General features: G+C 59.7%; 9 protein-coding genes. 3 read left to right on the forward strand and 6 right to left on the reverse strand.

The window, feature by feature from the left end; translation table 11 throughout:
• Nucleotides 1–551: 551 nt before the first annotated feature.
• From AEQ67_RS09155 to kdpF, 6 genes are read right to left on the reverse strand one after another with little or no spacing between them, the layout of a single operon-like run.
• Nucleotides 552–1,241 carry a response regulator gene (locus tag AEQ67_RS09155; RefSeq protein ID WP_059403561.1) on the reverse strand — a complete coding sequence of 230 codons (690 nt, stop codon included), beginning with the start codon at nucleotides 1,239–1,241 and terminating at the stop codon, nucleotides 552–554.
• A complete protein-coding gene (kdpD, locus tag AEQ67_RS09160; protein WP_059403562.1) occupies nucleotides 1,238–3,937 on the reverse strand; it encodes a two-component system sensor histidine kinase KdpD in 2,700 nt (899 codons plus the stop codon). Before kdpD ends, AEQ67_RS09155 begins: the two co-directional genes overlap by 4 nt.
• 26 nt (nucleotides 3,938–3,963) lie before the next feature.
• Complete coding sequence (gene kdpC, locus AEQ67_RS09165) at nucleotides 3,964–4,536, reverse strand: potassium-transporting ATPase subunit KdpC (RefSeq protein WP_059403563.1); 573 nt, start codon at nucleotides 4,534–4,536, stop codon at nucleotides 3,964–3,966.
• A 12-nt stretch (nucleotides 4,537–4,548) separates the two neighbouring features.
• A complete protein-coding gene (gene kdpB, locus AEQ67_RS09170; RefSeq protein WP_059403564.1) occupies nucleotides 4,549–6,627 on the reverse strand; it encodes a potassium-transporting ATPase subunit KdpB in 2,079 nt (692 codons plus the stop codon).
• A gap of 10 nt (nucleotides 6,628–6,637) precedes the next feature.
• Nucleotides 6,638–8,410 (reverse strand): potassium-transporting ATPase subunit KdpA, encoded by a 1,773-nt coding sequence (gene kdpA, locus AEQ67_RS09175; protein WP_059403565.1) that lies wholly within the window; start codon nucleotides 8,408–8,410, stop codon nucleotides 6,638–6,640.
• Complete coding sequence (kdpF, locus tag AEQ67_RS09180) at nucleotides 8,407–8,499, reverse strand: K(+)-transporting ATPase subunit F (protein ID WP_059403566.1); 93 nt, start codon at nucleotides 8,497–8,499, stop codon at nucleotides 8,407–8,409. The genes kdpA and kdpF overlap by 4 nt, the downstream gene beginning before the upstream one ends.
• 595 nt (nucleotides 8,500–9,094) lie before the next feature.
• Here kdpF and AEQ67_RS09185 point away from each other — a divergent pair.
• The 3 genes from AEQ67_RS09185 to AEQ67_RS09195 all read left to right on the forward strand — a co-directional run bounded on the left by AEQ67_RS09185 (nucleotide 9,095) and on the right by AEQ67_RS09195 (nucleotide 12,385).
• Entirely contained in the window at nucleotides 9,095–10,525 is a 1,431-nt protein-coding gene (locus AEQ67_RS09185; protein WP_059403567.1) for an APC family permease, read from the forward strand.
• A 137-nt stretch (nucleotides 10,526–10,662) separates the two neighbouring features.
• Nucleotides 10,663–11,397, forward strand: coding sequence for an SDR family NAD(P)-dependent oxidoreductase (locus tag AEQ67_RS09190; protein ID WP_059403568.1), 735 nt, complete (start codon nucleotides 10,663–10,665; stop codon nucleotides 11,395–11,397).
• Nucleotides 11,398–11,476: 79 nt separating this feature from the next.
• The gene (locus AEQ67_RS09195; protein WP_059403569.1) at nucleotides 11,477–12,385 is read left to right on the forward strand and encodes an NAD-dependent epimerase/dehydratase family protein; all 909 of its coding nucleotides are present in this window, start codon (nucleotides 11,477–11,479) and stop codon (nucleotides 12,383–12,385) included.
• The last annotated feature ends 8 nt before the right edge of the window (nucleotides 12,386–12,393 follow it).

A 12,393-nucleotide genomic window follows, 5' to 3' on the forward strand; every position in this document is an offset into this window, starting at 1 on the left:
ACGACTGCTGCGTCCGATCGCGGCCCGAGCCGAACGCAGGCCGCGCCAGCTGCTACACGGATCTGCGTTATGGCATAGCTTGCCGGTTCAACGCCTACCCCGTAGCAGCTGGCGAAGCCTGCGTTCGGCTGCGCAGCAGTCGTGAAATCAGGTTGTGCGGTTTGTCAGGCACACCGCGTGCACAGGGTTTACGACTGCTGCGCAGCCGAACGCAGGCTTCGCCAGCTGCTACAGGGATTGCGTTATGGCTTAGCGCTCAAGGAATGAAGCGGTAACCAACGCGGACATGGTCATCCTGCTGCGCGCACATCACGTCTTGGGCAAGAAAACAGAGGCGATGGCCTTAATGCCAGTCAGTTAATCCGCCGCAACACCCACTTTGTAGCAGCTGGCGAAGCCTGCGTTCGGCTGCGTAGCAGTCGTGAAATCAGGCTGTGCGGTTTTTCAGGCACACCGCGTGCGCAGGGTTTACGACTGCTGCGTCCGATCGCGGCCCGAGCCGAACGCAGGCTTCGCCAGCTGCTACATTGGATTGCGTTATGGCTTAGCGCTCAAGGAATAAAGCGGTAACCCACCCCCGTTTCGGTCACCAGATGCCGTGGCTGGGAAGGGTCGACTTCGACTTTTTTGCGCAAGCCGCCCATGAAGACACGCAGGTACGGGGTATCGGTGGTGTGCGAAGGACCCCACACCGCCTTGAGCAGTTGCAAGTGCGTCAGGACCCGGTTGGGGTGCGAGCACAGATGAACCAGCAAGCGGTATTCCAGTGGCGTCAGATGCAAGGGCAGGCCGGAGCGTTCCACAACACGGCGTTCTATATCGATTCGAACGTCGCCAAAGCTCAGCACGGCAGTGTTCTCGGCGTCTTTGGCCTGCCGGCGTAGCAGCGCGCGCACTCGGGCGAGCAGTTCCCCGGTGCCGAAGGGTTTCACCAGATAGTCGTCTGCGCCGGTGTCCAGTGCGAGGATTTTGTCGGACTCGGCACCTCGGGCAGACAACACAATAATCGGCACCGGTGACCAACTCCGTACGTCGCGGATCAGGTCGATGCCGTCGCCGTCGGGCAGTCCCAGATCAAGCACGATCAGGTCGGGCCGGCGCGTGCCTGCGTCGATGAGGCCCCGGTGAAAGGTCTCGGCTTCGTGCACTTCCAGGCCTTCCGCTTGCAGGGCCATGCGCACGAAGCGGCGTATTTCCTTCTCGTCTTCAATGATCAGAACATGCGGCACTGATTCGGTCATGGCTGCTCCTCGTCAGTCTGTTGCACAAAGGGGTGGATGATCGGCGGGACTTCACGGGGCAGGCGTAACGTGAAGCATGCGCCGCCCTCGGGTCGTGTGACCCCTTGAACCGTCCCGCCATGCGCCTGGGCAATGGCCCGGCAGATGGCCAGGCCCAGCCCGACGCCGGGAATCGAGCTTTCCTTCTTGCCGCGCATGAATTTACTGAAGATTGCCTCTTCGTGACCCTGCGGCAACCCCGGTCCTTCGTCGCTGACCCACAATTCGATAGCCTCGGTTGTGGCACGGGCACCCAGGCCGATGGTGGTGCCTGGCGGCGTGTACTTGACGGCATTCTCGATCAGGTTGATGAGGACCCGTTCGATCAGCACCGCGTCGATGTGTACGGGGGGCAAATCATCGTCCAGAGCGACCTGTACCGAGCGCGCGCCGAGAATCGGCTGGATGGCGCGCAGGGCGCTGCCCACCACGTCTTCGATCGGCTGCCACTGCCGGTTCAACACCACTTTGCCGGATTCGAGGCGCGCCATGTCCAGCAGGTTGTTGACCAGCGTGTTCATGCGCAGGGCGGATTCACCCACCGCCGTGGCGATCTCGGCCGCTTCGCCGGTCAGCGCTGGCCGGGTCAGTTTCAGCGCTTCGGCGAGCCCGACCATCACCGACAGCGGGGTGCGCAGGTCATGGGAGATGGCCGACAGCAACGAGTTACGCAAGCGCTCGGACTCCATCTGCAGCGTGGTGTCTTGGGCCACGTTGATGTAGTGAATCCGCTCCAGCGAGATGGCCAGCAATGACGCGCAGGTGTCGAGCAGGCGTCGCTGTTCCGGGACCACCAACCGGGTGGTGTCTCGCGGCTGCACGGCCAAAACCCCGCGCACGCGCATGGGCGCCGACAAGGGCAGGTACAGCGTTGAACTGGAGGGCAGGGTGTCGGTGCCGTAGCCGGCCGGTTCGGGTTTGTCGAACGACCACTGGGCGATGGCAAGGTCCACTTGCGGCTCATCCCCGGTGACCATGGGACTCAGCAGTTTGTTGTTGTCATCGGCCACCAGCAAGGCAGAGCGTGCACCAAACTCGGCGGACAGAAAGCGTGCGCTGATATCGGCGACCTGTTCGGTCAGCAGCGCGGCAGACAGCAGGCGCGACATGTCGTACAGCGCGCGCATGCGATCTTCACGCCGCTGCGCCACCCGCGCCTGGTAAGTCAGGCCGGCCGTCATCTGGCCGATGACCAGAGCAACCACGAGCATCACGCTGAAGGTCACCAGGTATTGCACATCGGCGAAGGCGAACGAAAAACGCGGCGATACGAAGAAGAAGTCGAAGGCCGCCACTGACACAAACGCCGCCAGGACCGCCGGGCCGCGACCAAAGCGCACCGCCACGGCGACGACGACCAGCAGGAACATCATGACGATGTTGGCCTGTTCGAGCACGTGCGCCAGCGGCATGACCGCCAGTGTCGTGACTGCACAGAGCGCCACACTCCAGATGTAGGATCGCCACTCCACCGGGTTCTCGCCCATTGCTGGCGCCGTCTCGGTTTGCGGGCGTCGGTTGGCCGGCAGCGAGACTTGAATCACGTCAAGGTCGGCGCCCAGCGCACCAATTCGCTCGGCCAGTTCCCGGCGCCAGAATCGCCGCCGTGGTTGTTCGTCACGGCCCAGCACGACTTTTGAAAGGTTGTACTGCCGCGCGTATTTGACCAGTGCTTCGGCGATGTCCTGACCGGCCAGGGTCGAAATCTGCGCGCCCATGTCCTGGGCCAGTTTCAGGGTGACCAGAACACGACGGCGCTTGGCTTCGGGCAGGCGCTGCAACGCCGGGGTTTCGACATACACCGCGTGCCAGGGCACATTGAGTTGAGCGGCCAGACGGGCCGTTGAGCGGATGGTTTTTTCCGCCTGCTCATGCGGTCCGATGCAGGCGAGCAGGGAGTCGCGAGTCCCCCATACCGGTTTCACCGCGCTGCTTTGGCGGTACTGCAACATGTCGCTGTCGACCCGGTCGGCGGTCCGGCGCAGTGCCAGTTCGCGCAGGGCAATCAGGTTGCCTTTGCGAAAGAAATTCTGCACAGCGCGCTCGGCCTGTTGCGCCAGATAGACCTTGCCTTCCTTCAAGCGCTGCAGCAGGTCATCGGGCGGCAAGTCGACGATGACCACTTCATCGGCGGTGTCGAAAACATGGTCGGGCACGGTCTCCCAGACGCGAATACCGGTGATACCGCCGACTATGTCGTTGAGGCTTTCCAGGTGCTGGACGTTCATGGTTGACCAGACATCGATCCCGGCGCTGAGCAGTTCCTCCACGTCCTGCCAGCGCTTTGGATGCCGTGAACCGACAGCGTTGGTGTGCGCCAGTTCGTCAATCAGAATCAAGCCCGGATTGCGCGCGAGTGCGGCGTCCAGGTCGAACTCGGTCACTGTGCGGTGCTTGTCGATGACCTGCTTGAGCGGCAGCCGTTCGAGACCCTCGGTCAGCGCCTGGGTTTCGGCGCGGCCGTGGGTCTCGATCACGCCGATCAGCACGTTGATGTCCTGCAGTTTCGCGGTATGGGCGGCTGCGAGCATGGCGTAGGTCTTGCCGACCCCGGCGCTGGCGCCGAAAAAAATCTTCAGCCGACCGCGTTTGGCTTGCGCTTCTTCTTCGCGAATCTGGGCCAGTAGCTGGTCCGGGTCAGGACGTTGTTCGGCCATCAGGCTCACCGTGTGTGAGTTAGCACTCAATGCGCGGCGTCGAGTGCCAGGTTCAGTGCCAGTACGTTGACCCGGGGTTCGCCGAGGAACCCGAGCAGCATGCCTTCGCCATGCGCGTCGATCAGCTGGCGAACCTGCTCGATAGGCAAGTGACGCACCCGCGACACCCGACCGGCCTGGTACAACGCGGCCGCCACGCTGATATGCGGATCAAGACCACTGGCGGAACTGTAGACCAGGTCAGCGGGCACCGTGGCCGTGTTGCCCGGATCGGCCGCGTGCAAGGCCTCGATCCGCCCCTTGATCGCCTCCGCCAGCGCCGGGTTCAACGGGCCCAGATTCGATCCCGCCGAGGCCTGCGCGTTGTAGGGCATGGGGCTGGTGGCGGAAGGGCGGCTCCAGAAATACTTCGGATCACTGAAGCCTTGACCGATCAACAGCGAGCCGACGGTTTTGCCGTCTCGTTCGATCAGGCTGCCAGCGGCCTGTTGCGGAAAGGCCAGCCTGGCGATCCCGGTGGTCAGCAGCGGATAAGCGAGGCCGGTGACCAGTGAAAACGCAATCAGCAGCGTAAACGCCGGACGCAGCAGAGATGCCATGACAGTGCTCCCTCAAGTCAGACCGACAGCGGATAACGCCATGTCGATCACCTTGATGCCAATGAATGGAACGATGACCCCACCCAGCCCATAGATCAACAGGTTACGCCGCAACAGCAGGGCGGCACCGACCGGGCGGTACTTCACGCCTTTGAGCGCCAGGGGGATCAGGAAAATGATAATCAGCGCATTGAAAATCACCGCCGACAGCACGGCGGAATTCGGGCTCGCCAGGCCCATGATGTTAAGCGCCGCGAGTTGCGGGTAGGTGGTGACAAAGGCCGCCGGGACGATCGCGAAATACTTGGCGATGTCGTTGGCGATCGAAAAGGTGGTCAGCGAGCCTCGGGTCATCAGCATCTGTTTGCCGGTTTCGACCACCTCGATCAACTTCGTCGGGTTGCTGTCGAGGTCGACCATGTTGCCGGCCTCCTTGGCCGCCTGAGTGCCCGAGTTCATCGCCACGGCGACATCCGCCTGCGCCAGCGCCGGGGCGTCGTTGGTGCCGTCGCCGGTCATGGCCACCAGCCGGCCTTCGCCCTGGTAGGTGCGGATCAGTTCGAGTTTTTGTTCGGGTGTGGCCTCGGCCAGAAAGTCATCGACACCCGCTTCGGCGGCAATGGCGGCGGCGGTTACGCGGTTGTCGCCGGTCACCATGACCGTCTTGATGCCCATGCGGCGCAGTTCGACGAAGCGCTCCTTGATTCCGCCTTTGACGATGTCCTTGAGTTCGATGACCCCCAGCACTTTGGCGCCGTCGGCGACCACCAGCGGCGTGCTGCCCCGGCGTGCCACCTCTTCGATGCTGGTCTGCACGGCTTCCGGAAATTGCCCGCCCAGGCTCTGCACGTGCTTGAGAATGGCCTCGCCAGCGCCCTTGCGAATTTGCCGCTCGCCCAGGTTGACCCCGCTCATGCGCGTTTGCGCCGAGAAATGCACGAAGTGCGCATCAAGTGCGGCGATGTCGCGTTCGCGCAGATTGAACCGCTGTTTGGCCAGGACCACGATGCTGCGGCCCTCAGGCGTTTCGTCGGCCAGCGACGCGAGCTGCGCGACGTCCACCAGTTCCGCTTCCTTGACACCGGGCGCGGGTAGAAACGCCGAGGCGTGACGGTTGCCGAGGGTGATGGTCCCGGTCTTGTCGAGCAGCAGCACATCCACATCACCGGCAGCCTCTACAGCGCGGCCGGACGTGGCGATGACATTGGCCTCCATCATACGGCTCATGCCCGCCACACCGACGGCGGACAGCAGGCCGGCAATGGTCGTGGGAATCAGGCACACCAGCAACGAGATCAGCACGGTGATCGAGACCGGCGCCCCGGAGTTGGCCACCGCGACCCCGAACAGCGAGAAGGGCAGCAGCGTCACGGTCACGCCGAGGAATACGATCGTCAGCGCCACCAACAAAATCGACAGGGCAATTTCATTCGGGGTCTTTTGCCGCTTGGCGTTTTCAACCATGGCGATCATCCGGTCGACGAAGGTTTCGCCAGGGTTGGTAGTCACGCGGATGACGATCCAGTCCGACAGCACCCGGGTGCCGCCGGTCACGGCGGAGAAGTCGCCGCCACATTCGCGAATCACCGGGGCCGCTTCGCCGGTAATGGCCGACTCATCCACCGAGGCGGCACCTTCGATGACTTCGCCGTCGGCGGGGATCAACGAGTCCCCAAGGTCGCCGGCTTCAACCACCACCACATCGCCTTTGCACAGACCACTCGACTGCGCCAATTGCCATTCGGAGCCGTAGTGAGGCTCGCGGAGTTTTTTCGCCCAGGTTTCCTTTTTCAGGTTGCGCAGGGACGCCGCCTGGGCCTTGCTGCGACCTTCGGCCAGGGCCTCGGCAAAATTGGCGAACAGCACGGTGAACCACAACCACAAGGCGATGGCGAGGATGAACCCGCTGCCGGCCTCACCCTGGCCACGCAGGGCCTGGCCCCAGAGCGCGGTGGTGATAATCGCACCGATGTAGACGACGAACATCACCGGGTTACGCCACTGGATCCTCGGGCTGAGTTTGCGCACGGACTCGCCGATGGCGGGCGCTATCAGTTTGGGATCGAACAAGGAGAACGCTTTGCGGGTCATGTTCGTGGTCTCACTTGATCAGGACGAGGTGTTCGACGACGGGCCCCAGGGCGAGCGCCGGGACATAGTTGAGCAAGCCGACCAGCAACACCGTGCCGATCAGCAGCACAACGAACAGCATCCCGTGGGTGGGCATCGTGCCGCCGGTCACGGCCAGGCGTTTCTTCGCGGCCAGGCTGCCGGCGACGGCGAGCACCGGGACGATCACGCCGAAGCGGCCAAACCAGGCGACGATCGCCAGCATCGTGTTGTAGAACGGCGTGTTCGCCGACAGTCCGGCGAATGCACTGCCGTTGTTATTGGCGGCCGAGGAGAAGGCGTAGAGGATTTCCGTAAACCCATGGGCACCCGGGTTGGCAATCCCCAGCCTGCCGGCCTCGGCCATGACAGCGATAGCAGTACCAAACAACACCAGCAATGGCGTCACCAGAATCGCGATGGCGACCATTTTCATCTCGTAGGCTTCGATCTTCTTGCCGAGATATTCAGGCGTGCGCCCGATCATTAGGCCGGCGATAAACACCGCCAGGAGGGCAAACACCAGCATGCCGTACAGACCTGAGCCGGTGCCGCCGAACACCACCTCGCCGAGTTGCATCAGCACCAGCGGCACCGCGCCGCCCATTGGCGTGAACGAGTCGTGCATCGCATTGACCGCGCCGCATGACGCCGCGGTGGTCACGGCGGCGAACAGGCTCGATGCGCTGATGCCGAAACGCAGCTCCTTGCCTTCCATGTTGCCCGCTGCCGTGTCGATGCCCAGCGCTGAAAACTGTGGGTTGCCCAGTTGTTCGTAGTGGGTGACGGCAACCACCGCGATCACGAAGATGATCGTCATCGCCGCCAGCAGCGCCCAACCTTGGCGCATGTCACCAACGATGGGGCCGAAGACGAAACACAGCGCGGCGGGGATCAGGAAGATCGCGATCAACTGAAGGCAGTTGGTGACGGCGGTAGGGTTCTCGGAGGGGTGCGCCGAGTTGGCGTTGAAGAATCCACCGCCGTTGGTGCCGAGCATCTTGATCGCCTCTTGCGAGGCAACGGGGCCCATGGCGATGGTCTGTTTGTGGGTAGTGCTGGCCTGGGTCACTGGCGCACCCTGGGCATCGAGGGTCGGCTGGCCGGCGTCGTTTTGCACCGGGGCCTGGTACTGCATGACCTCCATCGTGGTGATTTCTTTATAGGGGTCAAGATTCTGGATCGCACCCTGGCTGACGAAGAACAACGCGAATATCAGCGACAGCGGCAGCAGCACCCACAAGGTGATGCGCGTCAGGTCGGTCCAGGCATTGCCGATGCTGGCGGCACTGTGGCGGGCGAACCCGCGAATCAGGGCCACGGCCACCACGATGCCGGTGGCGGCTGACAGGAAGTTCTGCACCGTCAGCGCAAGCATCTGCGTCAGGTAACTCATCGTCGACTCACCGCCATAGCCTTGCCAGTCGGTGTTGGTGACGAAACTGGCCGCGGTATTGAACGAAGAATCGGGCGACACGGCGCCGAACCCTTGCGGGTTGAACGGCAGAACACCTTGCAGCCGTTGCAGCGCGTAGACGGCGAGTAACCCCAGCGCGTTGAACAGGATCAGGGCGAGGGCGTATTGCAGCCAGCTCATTTGCGCTTCAGGCGTGACGCCGGCCAGGCGATACAGCGGCGACTCGATGCGTGAGCCGAAGCTAAATCGACCCTCCATCACCAAGGTCAGCCAACGTCCAAGCGGCCAGGCCAACACACCCAGCACCAGCAGAAAGGCCCCGAGGAGAACCCAGGCTTGAGTCGTCATAGGAAGTCCTCCGGAAACAGCAGCGCGGCGACCAGGTAAACCAGCAAGCCGACAGCAATGAGGCTGCCGAACAAATAGAAGCCCGTCATGACCGTCTACTGTTCAGCGCCGCACAGCCGCGCGCCAGGCCGACCAGGCTGATGAAAAACACGGCACCGAGCACCAAAAAGATGAAGTCCATGGCATTTCCTCCCGCGATGAGGAAAGCCTAAGTGGATGCCTGGAAAGTTGTTAACAGGATTGGGGGCAAGAGAATAAAGATCTTATAAAGAGTCCTGCACGGCTGCTGTCGCTGCTCCTGGCCGGGGATCCCGATTCGGGCCTGAATGCCAGTCGGAGGTGCCGATAGGTTGTTTACTTCGCTTACTCAGATACAAGCATCTGAGATTGGGGATGTTAGGTATTTTTACTCCGTTCTAATAATGAGCCACCGCCGCTCAGAGGATTCATGAGTCGCTGTCGACCCCGTATAGACGGTTGAAAAATTCCAAATAGAACTGATTCCTGAGTGGAGGGTTTTCTGGGGAAGTGTGCCTGACAAAAAACAAGCCTCGATAGATAATTATAATCTGACTTGTTTCGGTTTCACTATTTGCATTCTGCTTAGCTGGATAATAAAAGCGGCGCCTAAGTAACTTTAAATTATTGGGCGTTATAAAATCTTCTATAGCTCAGAGTCTAAAAATGAACCTTTACGAAATAATCGGTTATGACCGCGATGGAACTGTTCGCGAGTTGAATACGGCTCTTAACAAGGCAACGCTCAATACCAGGGATGTCACTTTTTCGGCGCTTGGATTCAATGCGCCAGGCTGGATCGCGGCGTCTTCGATGTCGATTCTTTACTCCATATCCGGCCACCATGCGCCGTTGGCTATTTTGATTGCGTATTTCTTTCCGATGTTGGTAATGGCCTTCTGCATGATCTCGCTTACTCGACAGGCGCCGTCAGCGGGTGGGATTTTCACATTTACCACGCGATTCCTACACCCCGGTGTCGGCACTGTTCTCGGCTGGGCGTATGCGGTTGCCTGCACGGCGGTAATGGCAATGTGCGCAATCATAGGAACGGAATATATACAGGCGCTGATCCCGGCAGTGGGGGGATCGCTTAACTCTAAAATGATCGGGACGGGCCTGATCCTGATCTTCCTGGTCATTTCCTGTAAGGGCGTCAATGCCACCGCCAAAGTGGCCAGCGTCTTCCTGGTCTTTGAAATCAGCGTTGTCGCGGGACTCGGGTTGATGGGGCTGATCAATCCACACGTGCAGGATTTATCAATCACCTCCATGTATTCGCTGGAGGGCGCCGGAGGCTTGTCGGCGATTGGACCGGGTGTGCTGTTCGGCGTATGGATGCTCGCCAACTTCGACTCGGCGATCAACTATATTGAAGAGTCGCGCATTCCCGTTCGCACTGTGCAACGCTCTATGTTGCTCGTTCTGACTTCAGCATTCCTCATTTACAGCCTCGCGGCTATCGGCTGGCAGTTCGCAGTGCCCGTAGAGACATTGGCGGCGATCATCGAGGACGGTAATGGTGGACCGATCGCCGCTGTCGCCAATGTCTACTTGCCCCCGGCTATGGCCTGGATCGCCTTGTTCGTGGTAATCACATCGGCATGCGCCGGATTGCAGATTTCCTCTAGTGCGGCGGCTCGTACGCTTTACCGAATGAGCGAGGAAGGGCATCTGCCTGTAGCGCTGCGATCAGTCAACAAGTCGAGATCTCCCTGGCTGGCCAGCGTTATCGTTTCGGCCGTCGCCATTGCGCTGCTCTGGTGGAAACCGCTGGACAAGATCTCGTGGTACTACGACGTAGTGACCATCACGTTGGTGATGTCCTACATGGCCGCCATCGCAGCGTTCATTGCGATGACCTGGCGACGTCACAGTTTCGGATTGTCATTGGCACTGTCGATCCCGGCGTCTCTTGCAATCCTTGTGCTGGGATATATCGGTTATACCGCTGGGGCGAATCCGGTTTCTCCGGAAGATCAGTACACCGCTTGGTATCTTGGAGCGCTGACGATCTTGTCTGGCGTATTGATCCTGATATGGCGCTCGACTATCTCCAAGCGAACTGTGCTTGCTCAGGCGCAAGACCCATCGTGATGCTGAGGTTAATCAGGCATTTAATTTCACGATCAGCATTAGTTACTTACTTTGATACTAAGTCTTCGCACAGAACATGGGTGGCTTTAGTTATGCCCGCTATTAGCAGGTCACTTTAATTAAAGATAGGTGAGCTTATGAAGCGTGTTGTAGTCATCACTGGGGCCGGGAAGGGTATCGGGCTGGCAACCGCCAAGCGCTTTGCTGCAAATGGCGATCATTTGGTACTGAACTACTTCGATTCCGATGATCAACTGGAAGCGGTGATCGCAATTGCGCAAGAGAACGGTGGAGATGGATTCACTGTTCAAGCGGATGTCAGTAACCCTGAGGCCGCAGCCGGAATCATCCGGGAGGCAGAGCGTCGGTATGGGCGGGTCGACATTCTTGTCAACAATGCCGGGCGGCTGGTTTCGGCCACAGTTGCACAGACCACCTGGGCCCAGTGGGAGCAGATGATCAGCACCAATCTGGGAGGTACGTGGGCGTGTATGCAGGCGGTATTGCCCGGCATGCTGGCGCGCGGTCAAGGGCGGATTATCAACATCAGCTCTGAGTTGGGGCTGATTGGATTTCCTACCTACGCAGCCTATTGCGCATCCAAGGGCGGGGTGATTGCGCTCACAAAAGCGGTCGCAAAAGAGGTCGCTTCGTCAGGCGTGTTGGTCAACTCGGTGGCGCCGGGCCCGATCGAGACGGACATGTTGATCAAGGACACCATCGAATACAACGATGAGACGCGCGAGACGGTTCCGTTAAAGCGCTTTGGAAAGCCGGATGAAATTGCGGCCATGGTTGAAGCACTGGCCGGACCCGCGGGCGATTACATGGTGGGACAGGTGGTCAGCCCCAATGGCGGAACCGCGATCTAAGAGATTGAGTTTCAGCGAGCCCACAGTTCTCCCGATTAAATAAGCGACGCTACTATAACTACAACAAGAGGAATGCTATATGAGCGCTGTAATGATTACCGGCGGCCTGGGTTATGTGGGGCGCTACCTCACTCAGAAACTCAGTGAGCAGGGTGTTCACGTGGTGAGTTATAACCGTGACTACTCAGAGGCCAAGTCAGAATTCATGACGGCCGTACAAGGTGAGTTGTTCGATATTCCGAAAATCGTCAGAACCATCCAGAAGTTCGGGGTTGATCGTGTCATTCATACGGCGGCCATGTCGCATCCCGATTTGTCCATAGAACTTCCAATCACTACGGTGGCGGCGAATATCGACGGCACCATTCATTTGCTTGAAGCGATGCGTATGGCGGGGATTAAAAAGCTGGTTAATTTCTCTTCCGAGGCTGTCTATGGACATGTCGAAGGTGTGGTAAATGAACAGGCCCCAGCCAACCCGACGACACCTTACGGTGTCACCAAACTTGCCACCGAACATTTTGGCAGGGTTTATAACGAGCTCTATGGTATGGAAGTGGTCTCGTTGCGGATTGCGGAAGTGTATGGCCCTGAAAACAAAATGCCGCAAATTCTCAGGGATATCCTTAAAACGGTTCATCGTGGTGAGAAGTTCACGCTGTCCAGCGGGGGAGATCACCGCTTTCATTATATTCATGTGGAAGACGTTGTACGTGCGGTACTGATAGCGGCTGAAGCCAAGGATATCAAAGGCAGTGTATTCAATATTGCCGGTGATCGTCCCTGGAGGCTGCATGAGGCCGTGGATATCATCAGAAAACTGATACCGGGTGCCCATATTGAAATCGGCGGTGGGTATTGGCATTTGGATCGGCAGGGGGGGGGGGGTCTCAGTGCGGCGGGGGGGGGATTGGGGTATCGAGCGGGGGGGACGCTTGAACGAGGCATGTCACATTATTCCGATTGGCTAATCGATCACGAATATTGATATCGGTG

The sequence above is a fragment of the Pseudomonas sp. RIT-PI-q genome (genome assembly GCF_001297125.1).
In the GTDB taxonomy this organism is placed as follows: Bacteria; Pseudomonadota; Gammaproteobacteria; order Pseudomonadales; family Pseudomonadaceae; genus Aquipseudomonas.